This is a genomic window from Bradyrhizobium sp. SUTN9-2, assembly GCF_003122645.1.
Taxonomy (GTDB): domain Bacteria; phylum Pseudomonadota; class Alphaproteobacteria; order Rhizobiales; family Xanthobacteraceae; genus Bradyrhizobium; species Bradyrhizobium yuanmingense.
Window position 1 is genome coordinate 2,528,895 of record NZ_LAXE01000001.1, and the last position, 16,091, is coordinate 2,544,985.

General features: G+C 57.7%; 12 protein-coding genes. All 12 read left to right on the forward strand.

Annotation, left to right across the window (positions count from 1 at the left end; all coding sequences use genetic code 11):
• The first annotated feature begins 61 nt into the window (after positions 1-61).
• Positions 62-694: a NodA family N-acyltransferase gene (locus tag XF30_RS11575; RefSeq protein ID WP_109142763.1), complete on the forward strand. Its 633-nt coding sequence runs from the start codon at positions 62-64 to the stop codon at positions 692-694.
• A complete protein-coding gene (nodB, locus tag XF30_RS11580; RefSeq protein ID WP_109142764.1) occupies positions 691-1,350 on the forward strand; it encodes a chitooligosaccharide deacetylase NodB in 660 nt (219 codons plus the stop codon). The genes XF30_RS11575 and nodB overlap by 4 nt, the downstream gene beginning before the upstream one ends.
• Positions 1,351-1,367: 17 nt before the next feature.
• A complete protein-coding gene (nodC, locus tag XF30_RS11585; protein WP_109142765.1) occupies positions 1,368-2,744 on the forward strand; it encodes a chitooligosaccharide synthase NodC in 1,377 nt (458 codons plus the stop codon).
• 11 nt (positions 2,745-2,755) lie between these two features.
• Positions 2,756-3,385: a nodulation methyltransferase NodS gene (nodS, locus tag XF30_RS11590; RefSeq protein ID WP_109142766.1), complete on the forward strand. Its 630-nt coding sequence runs from the start codon at positions 2,756-2,758 to the stop codon at positions 3,383-3,385.
• Positions 3,386-3,398: 13 nt separating this feature from the next.
• A complete protein-coding gene (gene nodU, locus XF30_RS11595; RefSeq protein WP_109142767.1) occupies positions 3,399-5,108 on the forward strand; it encodes a nodulation protein NodU in 1,710 nt (569 codons plus the stop codon).
• A gap of 1 nt (position 5,109) precedes the next feature.
• A complete protein-coding gene (gene nodI / locus XF30_RS11600; protein ID WP_109142768.1) occupies positions 5,110-6,030 on the forward strand; it encodes a nodulation factor ABC transporter ATP-binding protein NodI in 921 nt (306 codons plus the stop codon).
• A 3-nt stretch (positions 6,031-6,033) separates the two neighbouring features.
• A complete protein-coding gene (locus XF30_RS11605) occupies positions 6,034-6,822 on the forward strand; it encodes an ABC transporter permease (RefSeq protein WP_109142769.1) in 789 nt (262 codons plus the stop codon).
• Positions 6,823-7,148: 326 nt separating this feature from the next.
• The gene (locus XF30_RS11615; RefSeq protein WP_109142770.1) at positions 7,149-9,167 is read left to right on the forward strand and encodes a carbamoyltransferase family protein; all 2,019 of its coding nucleotides are present in this window, start codon (positions 7,149-7,151) and stop codon (positions 9,165-9,167) included.
• Between the two features lie 164 nt (positions 9,168-9,331).
• On the forward strand, positions 9,332-10,444 hold the full coding sequence (locus XF30_RS11620; protein WP_109142771.1) for a nodulation protein NodZ: 1,113 nt from the start codon (positions 9,332-9,334) through the stop codon (positions 10,442-10,444).
• Between the two features lie 697 nt (positions 10,445-11,141).
• Positions 11,142-11,978 carry an SDR family NAD(P)-dependent oxidoreductase gene (locus XF30_RS11625; RefSeq protein ID WP_109145674.1) on the forward strand — a complete coding sequence of 279 codons (837 nt, stop codon included), beginning with the start codon at positions 11,142-11,144 and terminating at the stop codon, positions 11,976-11,978.
• 165 nt (positions 11,979-12,143) lie between these two features.
• Positions 12,144-13,958 carry a nif-specific transcriptional activator NifA gene (nifA, locus tag XF30_RS11630; protein WP_109142772.1) on the forward strand — a complete coding sequence of 605 codons (1,815 nt, stop codon included), beginning with the start codon at positions 12,144-12,146 and terminating at the stop codon, positions 13,956-13,958.
• A 501-nt stretch (positions 13,959-14,459) separates the two neighbouring features.
• Positions 14,460-15,326, forward strand: a complete 867-nt coding sequence (locus tag XF30_RS11635; protein ID WP_109142773.1) for an electron transfer flavoprotein subunit beta/FixA family protein — start codon at positions 14,460-14,462, stop codon at positions 15,324-15,326.
• Positions 15,327-16,091 lie beyond the last annotated feature (765 nt).

The window sequence follows — 16,091 nt, forward strand, 5'->3', positions numbered from 1 at the left end:
CTGCAGGTAGAGATCACGTGACCACCTCCCGTTCAATTCATCAGGCGCAAGGACGCTCGCCATGAACATTGCCGTATCCCCGACTGCGGAACATGCGTCTGCGCGCGCTCAAGTGCAGTGGAGCCTTCGTTGGGAGAGCGAGCTGCGGCTCGCCGATCATGCCGAGCTCGCGGAGTTCTTCCGCAAGAGTTATGGGCCCACAGGTGCGTTCAATGCGCAGCCCTTTGAGGGAAGCCGAAGCTGGGCCGGCGCAAGACCGGAGCTTCGTGCAATTGGTTACGACGCGCGCGGGGTAGCGGCTCACATCGGCCTGCTACGTCGCTTCATCAAAGTTAGTGAAGTCGATCTCCTTGTGGCGGAGCTGGGGTTGTATGCGGTGCGCCCGGATCTCGAAGGACTCGGAATAAGCCACGCAATGCGCGTGATGTATCCCGTACTGCAGGAGCTTGGTGTTCCATTCGGCTTTGGCACGGTTCGATCGGCGCTTGAGAAACATATGAAGCGACTGGTCGAAAGGCAGGGGCTCGCCACCCTGATGCATGGCATTCGCGTCCGTTCCACACAGCCGGATGTCTATCCCAATTTATCGCCGACCCGCCTCGAGGACGCGATAGTTGTAGTGTTTCCGCTGGGACGCTCGATAAGCGAATGGCCGGCCGGGACTGTCATCGATCGGAACGGGCCTGAGTTGTGACAGAGCACTCCACCCCATCCACTGTCCGCTGCGACTACGCTGACGTTAGCGGAGGTCGAGCTGTCTATTTGACCTTTGATGACGGGCCGAACCCATTTTGTACGCCAGAGGTGCTCGATGTGCTGGCGCAACATCGGGTTCCCGCGACATTCTTCGTCATCGGCACGTACGCGATCGAGCATCCGGACCTCATCCGACGAGTGGTTGCGGAAGGTCATGAGGTTGCGAACCATACGATGACCCATCCTGATCTATCCAGATGCGGACCTGCGGAACTACAGGATGAAGTGCTGACCGCGAGCGAGGCGATCCGTCTGGCGTGCCCGACGGCCTCGCCCAGGCATATGCGAGCGCCTTACGGCATATGGACGCAACAGGTGCTCGCAATGACGGCGAGCGCTGGTCTCACGGCTCTGCACTGGTCGGTCGATCCGAGAGATTGGTCCCGCCCTGGAGTTAATACAATTGTGAATTCGGTGCTGGCGAACGTTCGGCCGGGTGCAATTGTGCTCCTGCACGACGGGTATCCTCCCGATGAGGAGAGACTGTGCACCGATGAAACGCTGCGCGATCAGACCGCCACGGCCCTCGCATATCTGATCCCGGCACTACAACGGCGCGGGTTTGCAATCCGTCCACTTCCTCAACTTCACTGAACAAGAACTGACACCCAATGGACCTGCTCGCGACAACCAGTGCTGCCGCTGTTTCAAGTTATGCGGTACTCTCGACTATCTATAAAAGCGTGCAAGCGCTTTATGCCCGGCCGGCGATCAACTCCTCATTACAGGGCAGCTTGGCAAAAGCGGAGGTGGTCCTTCCCACCGTGGACGTCATCGTGCCATGCTTCAACGAGGATCCAAACACGCTCGCCGAGTGCCTGGAGTCGATTTGCAGTCAAGACTACGCCGGAAAGATACAAGTCTATGTGGTCGATGACGGATCTGCAAACCGCGACGTGGTCGCGCCCGTACACCAGATATATGCCAGCGATCCGAGAGTCAGTATCATCTTGCTGGCAAACAACGTCGGAAAGCGCAAGGCGCAGATCGCTGCGATACGCAGCTCATCCGGTGATCTGGTTCTCAACGTCGACTCCGACACGATACTTGCTGCCGACGTCGTCACGAAGCTTGTATTGAAGATGAGTGACCCGGAAATCGGTGCGGCGATGGGTCAACTGATAGCAAGTAATCGTAACCAGACCTGGTTGACCAGGCTGATCGATATGGAATATTGGCTCGCGTGCAACGAAGAGCGCGCGGCACAGGCGCGCTTCGGTGCTGTCATGTGTTGTTGCGGCCCTTGCGCCATGTATCGGCGTTCCGCGCTGACCTTGCTTCTCGATCAATACGAAGCGCAGTTCTTCCGTGGGAAGCCGAGTGATTTCGGCGAGGACCGCCATCTAACGATACTTATGCTCAAGGCGGGGTTTCGAACCGAATACGTCCCAGACGCGATAGCAGCCACAGTCGTCCCGCACAGTCTTGGGCCATATCTGCGTCAGCAGCTTCGTTGGGCGCGCAGTACCTTTCGAGATACGTTTCTTGCATTGCGCCTGCTCCCAGAGCTCGATGGTTATTTGACGCTAGATGTTATCGGGCAAAATCTCGGCCCATTTCTCCTGGCCATTTCAACTCTTGCTGCGCTTGCACAGCTCCTGATCGGTGGCTCTATACCCTGGTGGACGGGATTGACGATCTCTGCAATGACTATGGTCCGGTGCAGTGTGGCAGCGCTTCGCGCTCGCGATTTGCGGTTTATCGGCTTCTCGCTCCACACACCGATCAATATCTTTCTTTTGCTACCATTGAAGGCCTATGCGCTTTGTACATTGAGCAATAGCGATTGGCTATCGCGAAAAGTGACCAATGTGTCGGGCGAAGAGGAGAAACAGCGTGTCATCTTGCGCCGGAACGCTGGACGAAGTGCGGCTGGTGTAGGGGGGGGGCCTAATCCCGTTCATAAGGCGGGGTTAGCACACCGCCCATCGAGCCTGGCCGCCACGGAGAGTGTTTCCGGTCGCGATCGCTCGACTGCCTACAAATAAGTGGTCGGCTCATGACTCCGGACGCAAACCATCAGCTATTAGAACTAGAGTTGGCTGCCGACGACCCATGGCGCCTTGACGGTGGTTTGTTCGAGCAGGAGCGATACGCGCAAATGCTCCGGATGTCATGCGGCAGCGGAGTTACTGCGTCTGCCCTCGAAGTAGGATGCGCAGCCGGTGCATTCACGGAGTTGCTAGCGCCGCTATGCGAGCGACTTACCGTGGTGGATGTCATGCCGCAGGCAATCGAGCGAGCGCGATTGCGGACGAGTAAGTGGTCACATATTACTTGGGTTACCTGCGACATTCAGCGGTTCTCGACCACTGAGCAATTCGATTTAATTGTCGTGGCCGAGGTCCTTTACTACCTCAAAGACGTGGGCGAAATGCATGCGGCTATCCGCAACCTGGTGAGTATGCTTGCGCCAAGTGGCACTCTGATTTTCGGGTCCGCGCGTGATGAACTATGTCGACTCTGGGGGCATGCTGCTGGTGCTGAAACTGCGATCGCTCTCTTTAACGAGAGCCTGTCGGAGGTCGAGCGTCGACACTGCTGCACGGGGGGGGCGAACGAAGACTGCTTGATCGTCCAGTTTCGGAGGCCAGGCGCCTCGTCAGAACAATCTAACGTCGGTCATTAGGCCAGGAGGACGTATGCGCATCTGCGGAATAAAGCTGACACATGACGGAGCAATCGCTGTCATCGAAGACGGTCGGCTTCTTTTTTGTGTCGAGCAAGAGAAGCGCGGCAACGGTCCACGGTATCAATCCGTCGACAATCTCGATGCAGTCGTGCTCGCCCTGGCGGAGCATGGCCTGGATCCGCGGGATATTGATCAGTTCGTCATTGACGGCTGGGACGGGGAGAATGAATCGCAATTCCAGCTCCCAAGCGGAGCGGTACCGGTCGCGCTAAAAGGCGCGCCCTATGTCGAGCGTCATGCTGGGGGCCTCCTTGATCCCGTCGACGGCCTTGGCCTCCTGCTCGGCGGCAAGCAGTTTCCATATAAGAGCTACCCGCATGTCACGGGCCATATCGCGTCAGCATATAGCACCAGCCCCTTTGCAGCCGCGGGAAAACCCTCGTTCTGTCTGGTGTGGGATGGCTGTATCTTTCCGCGTCTTTACTATGTCGAACCACGCGGCGCTCGGTTCATTGGGGCGCTGTTTCCGATGATTGGCCACGCCTATGCTGCCGCGGGCCTTCACTTCGGGCCATACCGGCAGCCGAACCGCTCCAGTTGGGATCTGGGTATCGCCGGCAAGCTGATGGCCTACATCGCGCTTGGCTCCGTCGATGAAAGCATCGTGGAAGTGTTTCAGGAGCTTTACGAAACACGCTTGGCGGCCGACACGGAGCAGGCTCGCCGCTATCGCGAAGACATCAACAATGCGGAATCGTCTCTTGCAGCTATGCACGAATTCTTCGAGGCAAGCGCATTGCGCCTGGCGAACAAGCGAGCGGAGGACGTCCTCGCCTCGTTCCATGTGTTTCTGGAGCGTCTTCTTGTTAAGGAAATCGCGCTGCTTCTGCTAAGATATTCGTCGCTTCCGGGGGCGCGAAATCTATGTGTCGCCGGAGGTTGCGGTCTCAATATCAAATGGAACAGCGCGCTGCGCGCGACGGGATTGTTCGATGATGTCTGGGTGCCGCCGTTTCCGAATGACAGCGGCTCGGCAATCGGCGCGGCGTGCGGTGCTATGGCAGCGCAGAATGGCTTCGGGCCTTTGGAGTGGTCAGTTTACAGTGGTCCCGCCCTCCAGGAGAGCGAGGTTCCGGCGGGCTGGGAGGCCGCTCCTTGCAGTTTGAGTGAACTTGCGTCGATTCTTGCCGACAACAAGCCCGTCATCTTTCTTTCCGGCTGTGCCGAGCTTGGGCCGCGGGCGTTGGGCGGTAGAAGTATTCTTGCAGCCCCAACGAGCCCGGCAATGAAGGATCATCTCAACGACATCAAACGTCGCGAGCACTTCCGACCGGTGGCGCCGATTTGTCTGGAGGATCGGGCACCGGAGATCTTCAGCCCGGGCACGCCAGATCCTTACATGCTGTTCGATCACCAGACCCGGGCGAATTGGCGCGACAAGGTCCCCGCGGTGGTCCATCTTGACGGCTCGGCGCGGCTGCAGACAATTTCCCGCAACTCTCCTCACAAAATTGCCGCGCTTCTCGTCGAATTTGAACAACTCACGGGCATTCCGCTGCTCTGCAACACGAGCGCCAACCTCCACGGACGGGGATTCTTTCCGGACGCTGCGGCAGCTTGCCAATGGGGGCGTGTCGAGCATGTTTGGTGCGAGGGCATGCTCTGGAGCAAAACGGTCGTCAAGAGGCCATCGTCCACGGAACGACTTCTGTCAGCCTAAGATGAACATGTCCACTGTGGCGATCGACCTTGCCGGCGTAAAAAAGTCATTTGGCGACAAGCTTATCGTCAACGACCTGTCGTTCTCGGTCGCGCGCGGAGAGTGTTTCGGACTGCTAGGGCCGAATGGAGCTGGCAAGAGTACGATTGCGCGCATGCTCCTCGGCATGATTTCGCCCGACGAAGGCAAGATTACAGTCCTCGATGAGTCTGTGCCTTCCCGCGCTCGTGCGGCGCGTACGCGCGTCGGGGTGGTGCCGCAGTTCGACAACCTCGAGCTCGAGTTCACAGTACGAGAGAATCTGCTTGTGTTTGGCCGCTATTTTGGCATGAGCGCCCGCAGGATCGAGGCGGTTGCGCCCTCGCTGCTTGAGTTTGCGCGTCTTGAAAGCAAAGCGGACGTGCGTGTCTCCGAGTTGTCCGGTGGCATGAGGCGGCGGCTGACGCTGGCGCGTGCCCTGATTAATGATCCACATCTACTCGTGATGGATGAGCCGACCACTGGCCTCGATCCGCATGCACGCCACCTGATTTGGGAGCGCCTGCGGGCCCTTCTTGCTCGTGGCAAGACGATCCTCTTGACCACTCACTTCATGGAAGAGGCCGAGCGCCTGTGCGATCGCTTATGCGTGCTTGAGAGTGGATGCAAAATCGCAGAAGGCAAACCAGACGCCTTGATCGACGAGCATATCGGCTGCAACGTGATTGAGATCTATGGCGGTGATCCCAATCAACTCAGAGAGCTGATCAAGCCTTATGCGCGGCATATCGAAGTGAGTGGAGAGACGCTTTTTTGTTACGCGCGACATCCGGAGCAAGTCCGCGTGCACCTGCGCGGGCAAGCAAACCTTCGCGTACTGCAGCGCCCTCCGAATCTCGAAGACGTGTTCTTGCGTTTGACCGGGCGCGAGATGGAGAAATGAGCGATGGATGATGGTTATGCGTCGGTGATGCCGGCTAACGCGTACAACTGGATCGCGGTATGGCGACGAAATTTCCTGGCGTGGAGGAAAGTCGCGCTTGCATCGCTTCTCGGCAATCTCGCAGACCCCATAACCAATTTGTTGGGCCTTGGCTTTGGCCTCGGACTCATCGTGGGACGGGTTGAGGGGACTTCGTACATTGCCTTTTTGGCGGCCGGTATGATCGCAGTCACTGCGATGACATCCGCGACCTTTGAAACCCTATATGCGGCCTTTGCTAGGATGGGTGTCAAGCGCACCTGGGAGGGAATTCTATTCACACAGCTCACGCTCGGCGATATCGTTCTAGGTGAGTTGGTGTGGGCGGCCAGTAAGTCCGTTCTAGCGGGGACAGCAATCGGGATTGTCGCTGCAGCGCTGGGCTACGCATCCTGGACGTCCATTCTTTGCGCGATACCAACAGTCGCGCTTACGGGTCTTGTCTTCGCCAGCCTCGCAATGGTCGTCATATCTCTCGCGCCAACTTACGATTACTTCGTGTTTTACCAGTCGCTCGTCCTTACGCCCATGGTGTTTCTCTGTGGCGCGATCTTTCCGGCGAGCCAACTGCCTGACTCATTTCAGCACTTTGCGGGCTTGTTGCCGCTCGCTCATTCGGTCGACCTTATTCGTCCAACGATGCTTGAGCGCGGAGCGGACAGTGCCGCCCTGCACGTAGGTGCGCTCTGTGTTTACGCTGTCTTGCCCTTTTTCGCGTCGACGGCACTATTTCGGCGCCGCCTGCTGCGCTGACGTGAGATGAGGGAAACGGAGAAAGTGCCATCGATTCGGTGTCATGATGCGCTCTGCAGTAGCTCGGGAGTGACCTGGTCTGTTGCAGCAGCTTCTGAAATGACCTTAAGAGGCCGCGATCGAACCAGCTCTACGGCCGCCTGTTCAGTCGATCGGTGTCGGATGCCAACACCCCCATTTCTGCGCGGCCTGTCGCTAGGCCCGCCAAGACGGACCTTGCAAAGTCGTGTTGTGCTGTCTGGTCTGCGAAGGGGGGAAGTATGAGTGTACAGGTTAGGTCGGTGGGACGGACGTTGGCGTTCCCATCAAAACGAGTGGAGAACGGAATGTTGTGCCTGGGACTGAGTGGTGGCCTTGACAGAATCTATGAAAGCTCTCCGCAGCTGCCGAATACATTTCTTCACGATGGCGCTGCAGTCCTTGTACAGGATGGGCGTGTAATTGCTGCTGTCGAAGAGGAGCGCCTCAACCGTGTCAAGCACTCCAACAAGTTCCCCAGCAATTCGATCCGATACTGCCTTTCTACGGCAGGAGTCGAACTTGGCGAGATCGACCGTATCGCGTTCTACGCGACTGAAGCCTATTGCAAAACCATGCTCGAGCGTCTTTCTGTTTCTCAACCCGTTACGTTGGACGCAAAATTGTTGCTGCGGCAGCTGCTGGCACGGGAGTTCGGGGCCGAGCTCGATCTGTCCCGGCTTTCCTTCGTGAATCACCACGAAGCGCATGCCGTGAGCGCGTTTGCCATGTCCGGATTCGAGCAAAGTCTCGTCTTTGCGGTCGACGGAGGCGGCGATTTTCTCTCAGGCTTATTGGCGGTAGGATCTAGCGCCGGAATTGCGCAACTTGCAAGTTTCCCGGAGCATAATTCCCTGGGGCTGTTCTATCTCGAGACGATTCGATATCTCGGCTACGGGATGTTCGACGAGTACAAAGTGATGGGGCTTGCACCGTATGGTGATCCCGATCGCTATCGCGAGCTCTTCGCGCAGTTCTATGAGTTGTTGGATGGCGGTGACTATCGCGTTCACCTGGAACGAATCGGACCGGCCCTGGTCCGCAACATTCAGGTTCGGCGAAAGGGACAGCCATTCACCCAACAGCATCGAGATGTCAGCGCGTCGCTGCAGGAAGCGCTGGAGCGGATTGTGTTTCACACTCTGCGGCACCATCGCGAAGCGACGGGCATGACACGCCTGTGCCTAGCTGGCGGGGTGGCCCATAATTGCACGCTGAACGGAAAGCTCCTTTATTCCGGTCTGTTTGACGACATCTTTGTTCAACCCGCGGCGCACGATGCTGGTTGCGCACTCGGCGCTGCATTGATGGTATCAAACGAGTTAGGCAGGCCAGCGCCGCGCGAGCGACTGCCGGACGTGTATTGGGGGCCGGATCTTGGGAACGAGCAAGCCGTAGAGTACGAGCTCAACGCATGGTCAGGCCACCTCGACATTCGACGAAGTGATGACATTGCGTCCAGTGCGGCAGACTGGATAGCAAATGGCGCTGTAATCGGCTGGGTTCAGGGCCGCTCTGAGTTCGGCCCACGTGCGCTTGGTAACCGTAGCATTCTCGCGGACCCGCGGCCTGCGGAAAACAAGGACCGCATTAACGCGATGGTCAAGAAGCGCGAGGGCTATCGCCCCTTTGCGCCATCTGTACTAGAGGAGGATGCGAGCGAGTTCTTTGAGCTCCCGAACGGTACGCGGCAGCTCCCGTTCATGAACTTCGTGGTTCGTGTGCGTGAAGCCAAATGCAGCATGCTCGGTGCGATCACGCACGTCGATGGGACCGCGCGGCTGCAGACCGTATCGCGTGAGACAAACCCCACCTATTGGGATGTAATTAATGCGTTCAAGAAGCGAACCGGCATTCCGATTCTTCTGAATACCTCATTTAACAACAACGCCGAGCCGATTGTGCAGTCCGTGTCAGATGCGATCACCGCGTTCTTAACGACTGACCTGGATGGACTTGTTGTTGGCCCGTTCCTCGTCAGGAAGCGGCTAGCATCACTGCAGGATTGGAGTGCGCTGGGCGTGTCATTGCCGCCGTATGCATCCCTTCATCGTGTTCGCTCCTACACAGCGCCAGATCGACAGGAAACGGTCTGCGAGATACGCACGGGACATTCTAGTATGCGAATCTCAGCTGAGCTTTTCGAGATCTTGATGCGGATCGAAGGCGAGGCGTCACTCGGGGGGCTTTTCGACGCAGCCATGCTGGACCACGCCAAGCGTGAAGACCTTGTGAAGGAATTGCGGCTCGTATGGGAGCTGCGGGGCGTTCGCCTTCATCCGCTGCGCGGCGCTTCGGGCCACAATAAAGTGCAAAACGGAACATAGCCGTAAGTCATGAGCATGGCCACGCCTATCCCTGCATGTGAGCGGGCCAGTCCATCTGACGCACAGAGGGCATTGGGCACCGGACTTCCGGCAGGTCGATGCAACACCGCTGAAGAAAGGACAGAAAGTGTTGAGAGAACGCGGCCATCACGGATAGCCCTGCTATGAAGTTCTACCGACGCAGCTCGCCGGCACCGCGATTTCAGACCGTGACGCCGGGCAAAAAGATACCGGAGATGTCTTTATCGATGTCTCTTGTCCAACCAGGAGCGCGGGAAAAGGCAATCGAGATGGGTAGCGATTCGATGAATGATCGGTTTGTAGTATCCCGACGACGTACGGGGTTGGGCGACTGTCTGTGGTCACTGGCGGCAGCTTGGCGCTTTGCAAAGCAGACGGGGCGGACGCTAGCCATCGATTGGCGGGGGTCTTGCTATCTTGATGAACCATTCACCAATGCCTTTCCGGTCTTCTTCGAACCGGTTGACGACATTGCCGGCGTGCGGGTGATTTGCGACGACGACATCAATAAGCGCTCGTTTCCGGGACCATTCTTTCCGGCATGGTGGAATAAGCCATCTCTCGATTGCGTCTATCGCCCGGACGAGCAGATCTTCCGGGAACGCGACCAACTCGATCAACTGTTCCAAAGTCAGAGGGATTGTGACGCTAACACGGTGGTGTGTGATGCCTGCCTGATGTGGCGCTGCGATCAAGAGGCGGAGCGAGAGATCTTTCGGAGTATCAAGCCGCGAGCTGCAATTCAGGCGCGGATTGATGCTATCTACCGCGAGCACTTTGAGCCGTACAGCGTGATCGGCATTCATGTCCGGCACGGTAACGGTGAGGACATTATGGGGCATGCGCCCTACTGGGCGGACGCGGAGCGCGCCTTTCGACAGGTCTGTAACGCCGTTGACAAGGCGAGGGCGTTACCACATGCGAAGCCTGTGAGGGCGTTCCTGTGCACGGACAGCGCGCTCATCCTTGAGAAGGTTTCGGCAAAATTTCCTGATGTGTTTGCGATTCCAAAGCAGTTCCAGGCGCCTCACGCCGGCCCGTTGCACAACGCTGCTCTTGGAGCCGAGGGTGGCTTTTCTGCCCTCACTGAGATGTATCTTCTTGCGCGCTGCGACACGGTGATCCGTTTCCCCCCAACGAGCGCCTTCACGCGCTATGCGCGTCTCTTTTCTCCACGCGTTATAGAATTCGATTTGAACGATCCGAGCAGGTTGATCTTGGTCGAAGACAGCTCGCAAGAGCTGGTGGTTTCATGAAAGTTGTAAGCCGCTTGATCAACGTGATTGCCGCTCCTCGCATCCAAGAGTGCTGCCAGTTCTTGTATGCGCGGCAATCGTCTGCTCAGTGTGATGCTGTTGGCGCGAACTCACAGCAAGAACAGAACGAAGCCAAGGCCCAGTGCCTTCCATTAAGCCGTGACGGCGATAACAACTGCCCTAGAGTGCTGCCAGCGTAAACAGACGGAACAGGTCGTCCTCATCCTTCGGGCCAGCCAGAAATCGAAGCTAATCAGTGCTCGAGCGTGGATAAACGTATCCGTACGCCAGCGATATCCCAGTTCTGCTCAGAGCGACAAATCAAGATCGACGATTGACGAATCTGACGTGCGAGGCTGGTACGTCAGTTTTGGAGTTAGGGCGGCAAAATGACTATGGTTGCTCCCGAGCGATCTTTGACTTCGGCGAGGCGTCGACCAGCCGCAGGTTCATTCGGTTGCGCGATCAAGAAAGCGAGCGCGGTCCGTACCCCTGTGATGAAGCAGGCAGGTGTGCTAGAGAGCTTACGTAGCTGATTTGCCATCGTGGTTGTCACAAAGCACACCCACGACTGTCTGAAATCCGCCAAGTGTACCGCGTGCGCGACGTTAGGACGCAAAACGGAAGGGATTTACCTGCACCGCAGTGGCGCAAATCCTGCTACGCGTGCGCCGGCGTAACAGTAGAGGAGGCGGGCTTGGGTCTCGATCTGCCGAATGACAATCTGATTAGAGAGCCGCTGGCCGAAACACATTTTGATTGCCTCGTTCACGCCGATAAAGCGCGCGATGATCGTAGAGAGCAGAAGGCGATGTTGCTCACCGGGGCATCACGCGGAATTGGTCATGCCACTGCCAAGCTGTTCTCGGAGGCGGGCTGGCGCGTGATTTCTTGCGCGCGCCAACCTTTCGACAGCGAGCGATGCCCCTGGGAGGTAGGGAATGACGATCATTTCCAGATCGATCTCAGCAATCATCGAATGCTGCCGCGTGCAATCACCGAGGTCAAGAAGCGCTTGGCCGGTGCGCCCTTGCACGCGCTGGTGAATAATGCCGGTGTCTCGCCGAAAACGCCCACTGGCGATCGGATGACGTCGTTGACCACGTCCGCCGAGACCTGGATGGGGGTGTTTCATCTTAATCTAGTGGCTCCGATCCTGCTGGCGCAGGGTCTGTTTGACGAGCTAAGAGCCGCGTCTGGATCAATCGTAAATGTGACTTCAATCGCAGGCTCACGGGTGCACCCATTCGCCGGTAGCGCCTATGCGACGTCGAAAGCGGCGCTTGCGAGCCTCACACGCGAACTGGCCTATGATTATGCGCCGCATGGCATTCGCGTGAATGCGATCGCGCCCGGCGAAATCAAGACCGACATGCTGTCGCCAGACACGGAAGCTCGTCTCGTGCCAAGCATCCCGCTGCGCAGAGTGGGGACCCCGGATGAAGTGGCCAAGGTTATCTTCTTCCTGTGCTCGGATGCGGCGAGTTATGTCACGGGAGCCGAGGTGCCGATCAATGGCGGGCAGCATTTGTAAAGCCGCCGCTCAGGCGGCCCAGCTGACTTGTCCTGCAGCGGCACGACGCGGACACGATCCGCAAAAAGTGAAACGAGGGCACATTGCAAGTGTGGTGTCGTGCCATAATCAGGTGTCACGGTTCTATGTCATCTCGTCAACACTTGAGGCTAGATCGAGAGTGACATGCAAAACGAAGCTCGCCAATCCCAACATGGCAACAGGGAGGATAATCAAGACAACGGAGAGAGGCTCATGCTGCATATCCCATCCTCGGAACGACCTGCCTCGCAACCGGAGCCGGAGCGTAATCCCTCGGGGCAGCCGTCGTATGAGAGCGCGCTGGCCGGCATCTTCGAAATATCGAAAATAGTCAGCGCTCCTGGTCGGCTCGAAGTCACGTTGGCCAAGGTCCTTGGCCTCCTGCAATCGTTCGTGCAGATGCGACACGGCATCGTCTCACTATTAGACCATGACGGCATCCCAGGAATTACAGTTGGCTCCGGCTGGAGCGAAGGCAGCGACGAACGTTACCGCACGTGCCTGCCGCAGGAAGCAATCGCCCAGATCGTGGCGACAGACAGGCCTCTTGTTGTCGAGAGCGTAGCCGACGAGCCGGCCTTCAGCGCTGCGGACCGGGAGCTTCTCGGCGCCTCCGACAGCATGCCCGTATCGTTCATTGGGGTTCCTATTCGTATTGATCCGAGGGTGGTTGGTACGCTGACGGTAGACCGTATCAAGGACGATAGTTCCAGTCTTCAGCTCGAGCACGATGCGCGGCTGCTCGTTGTGGTCGCCAATTTGGTGGGGCAAACAGTGAAGCTACATCGCTTGTTGGCCTGCGATCGCGAACGATTGTTAGTGGACAAAGACCAGCCACAGAAGATCGTTGAGCTTGGGATGGCCGCTCGCGAGCGCAAGAAGCTTCACGCCCACGGGATCATTGGCGACAGCGCCGCGCTGAGCGGGCTGCTCGAGAAGATTGCGGTTGTAGCCAAATCGAACAGCACGGTTCTGCTACGTGGCGAATCCGGCACCGGCAAGGAGCTCGTAGCCAAGGCCATTCACGAGTCCTCGTCCCGTGCTAAACGACCGTTCGTTAAACTGAATTGCGCGGCGCTGCCTGAGACGGTTCTGGAATCGGAATTGTTTGGCCATGAGAAAGGTGCCTTTACCGGTGCGGTAAGCTCGCGCAAGGGGCGGTTCGAGCTTGCTGACAAAGGGACGCTATTTTTAGATGAGATCGGAGAGATCTCAGCTCCGTTCCAAGCGAAGTTGCTGCGAGTTCTGCAAGAGCAGGAGTTCGAGCGCGTCGGCAGCAATCACACGATTAAGGTCGATGTTCGAGTCATAGCTGCGACCAACAAGAACCTTGAAGAGGCCGTGGCAAGGAGCGAGTTCCGCGCGGACCTCTACTATCGTATTAGCGTAGTTCCATTGTTACTGCCGCCGCTGCGCGAAAGACGCAGTGATATTCCGCTGCTAGCCCGAGAGTTCCTCAGAAAGTTCAACAGCGAAAACGGCCGTACGCTCACCCTGGAGGCCAGTGCGATTGATGTGCTGATGAACTGCGGGTTTCCGGGAAATATTCGCGAACTCGAAAACTGCATCGAGCGAACAGCGACGCTGTGTACCGGGCCGTCTATTGTGAGAAGTGACTTTGCATGCTGCCAAGGCCAGTGCCTTTCCATGATGCTCTGGAAAAGCACATCGGACGACAAGACCGACCTGGCGGTACCCATGCGACCCTTGCATGCAAAGTCGATCACTCCGCTAGCTCAAGCCACGTCGCCACCGCTGTCTGTCTGCGAACCGGCCCCACTGGCACCTGCCGGCACAGTTCTCGTTGGTGGTGCGAGCATGACCGATCGCGAGCGGGTCATTGCGGCCATGGAGAAATCTGGCTGGGTGCAGGCCAAGGCAGCGCGCCTACTCGGACTAACCCCGCGCCAAATTGGCTATGCGCTGCGGAAATACGGAGTTGAGATAAAGCGGTTCTGAACGACCACATCCGCCGGAGCCGCTACTGCCAAACAGATACGTGAAGAATGATCCCGAAGAGGCAATCTACGCAATCGCAAGAGAAGCGACCGGCCTGCGGCAACGACGTGGCGCGCAACATGGATTTGAACGCCATGAGTTACAGAGCCTCACCTGCTGGTCATACCATCGCGAAACGTCCGTAGCTCGAACAGGGAACAAGCTATCGTCCCTATTCTACGGACGAGTGAGCGACGGTGCTTAACCTTCGATAACCAAATGTCAGCAGAGGTTGTGCGGCAGTTATCCTGCGAGGATTCCTTGGTCTCTCGGCTGGCGTGCCGAGCGGAACGGTGTTGTCGGTGCCCTGACCTGTGTCGGCATTCGTTCGTTAAGAAAAAGCGGGCTGGAGCGCGCTATCGTCCCATTTAAGCCTTCGCCAGCGAACCGAGTCCAGAACGGCGGCGGTGGTACAACACTTGCTGTTCTCTTCGCAGCTATCGCAACTTTTGGAGCAACATCGTGCACAATGTCGTCTGCATCAAACAAGTTCCGGACTCGGCGCAAATTCGTGTTCATCCCGTGACCAATACAATCATGCGTCAGGGAGTGCCGACCATCATCAACCCATATGACCTCTTCGCGCTCGAGGCCGCGCTTGAGCTGCGCGATCGGTTCGGTGGCGAAATTACTGTGCTTACCATGGGACCGCCCTCGGCAGAAGAGTCCTTGCGAAAGGGGTTGGCTTATGGTGCCGATCGCGCCGTCCTACTCACCGATCGCTGCTTTGCGGGCTCCGATACACTGGCCACAACGTATGCACTCGCAACTGCCATCCGGAAAATCGGTAAGGACTATGGCCCGACAAATCTCATTTTCACGGGAAAGCAGACTATCGATGGCGATACTGCGCAGGTTGGGCCTGGCATCGCAAAGCGAATGGGCGTAGTGCAGCTAACTTACGTTGGGAAGATCAGATCCTTGGACGTCGCCGCTCAAACGATTGAAGTGGAACGACGCTGCGAAGGTGGTGTGCAGGTGTTGCAAACCAAATTGCCGTGCCTCATCACGATGCTTGAGGCGACAAATCAGATCCGGCGCGGCGCGATGGCGGATGCCCTGCGTGCCGCGCGTGCCAAAATCGTGAAATGGAGCGCGCAGGAAGCCGGTGTCGAAGACACCTCCAACTGCGGGCTCAAGGGCTCGCCGACGGTCGTTAAGCGTGTGTTCGCTCCCTCTGCACGGGCCGAGAGGGCGGCGCTGGTTGAGGCCGCCGAGCAACCGGCGCAGGCGTTGATAGACGCAATTTTCTCGCTTCAACCGAAGCTCGAAACCGATCTTGCGGCACTTGCTCGTGACGCCCGATCTGGAGAGTCCAGGCCATCATAGTAGAGACGCCCCAGGAATGTATCATCGCCGCCCCCGTGTCGAAGACCGCGCAAGATGTAGCCACGCATCTCGGCCAGCTACCAATAGGGTCTGCCTATGGTACCGTCGAACTCGCAAGCAGCCGGGGCCGCATGCTCCGTCGATCACACGATCGATGCCCAGAGTCGCGCGGGATTGTCGGGGCACAGGCAAAGAGGCCTGCGCCTGTTCCAGGGGCACCGTTCGGCCGTGTTCGACGACGTGGAAGGCTATTGCGTCTTCCCGTAACGGTCACGAGCGAACACGGAATAGTCAGCGATCCGGGTTACCGTACTGGCGCTGCCGTCTGCACCCAAAAGCGCTGTCGCTAGCTTCGGGCGCAAAGTCAACCTATGCGTCGCCAAGCCAATCTCCGCGATTGAGCAGACCTGTACGCATGTGAGCGGCCGCTGGCGCTTCGCTGTTTGCTTTCTGACAGCGACGCGTAGCCTCTGACACTCGCAATGAGGAAGCGTCACTGCCGTTGTATCAAACTTGTTTAGATCTTACGAAGCGATTTCAAGAGTTGGCATGATGATTGCTGTGAGTCACTAAGAAGTTAGAGTTGTAAATCGCGAACGGGAAGAACGGGCGAGGGTCGCTTTGAGATGCTTTGTGCCGCCCAGGAGCGGTATGACACCAGGGACCAAAGGCCTTGAGAGCATCATACGTACAAATTGGAGTCTACAATGCTGTCCCAGGCTCACGGCAGTTCGGCGAAATGGGGCGAGCGGCAACCGCGATGGC

What these genes read in the sequence shown, in the direction of transcription:
- XF30_RS11575 (WP_109142763.1), top strand. Translation starts at nt 62, where the DNA reads ATGAACATTGCCGTATCCCCGACTGCGGAACATGCGTCTGCGCGCGCT.
- nodC (WP_109142765.1), top strand. Translation starts at nt 1,368, where the DNA reads ATGGACCTGCTCGCGACAACCAGTGCTGCCGCTGTTTCAAGTTATGCG.
- nodS (WP_109142766.1), top strand. Translation starts at nt 2,756, where the DNA reads ATGACTCCGGACGCAAACCATCAGCTATTAGAACTAGAGTTGGCTGCC.
- nodU (WP_109142767.1), top strand. Translation starts at nt 3,399, where the DNA reads ATGCGCATCTGCGGAATAAAGCTGACACATGACGGAGCAATCGCTGTC.
- nodI (WP_109142768.1), top strand. Translation starts at nt 5,110, where the DNA reads ATGAACATGTCCACTGTGGCGATCGACCTTGCCGGCGTAAAAAAGTCA.
- XF30_RS11605 (WP_109142769.1), top strand. Translation starts at nt 6,034, where the DNA reads ATGGATGATGGTTATGCGTCGGTGATGCCGGCTAACGCGTACAACTGG.
- XF30_RS11615 (WP_109142770.1), top strand. Translation starts at nt 7,149, where the DNA reads ATGTTGTGCCTGGGACTGAGTGGTGGCCTTGACAGAATCTATGAAAGC.
- XF30_RS11620 (WP_109142771.1), top strand. Translation starts at nt 9,332, where the DNA reads ATGAAGTTCTACCGACGCAGCTCGCCGGCACCGCGATTTCAGACCGTG.
- nifA (WP_109142772.1), top strand. Translation starts at nt 12,144, where the DNA reads ATGCAAAACGAAGCTCGCCAATCCCAACATGGCAACAGGGAGGATAAT.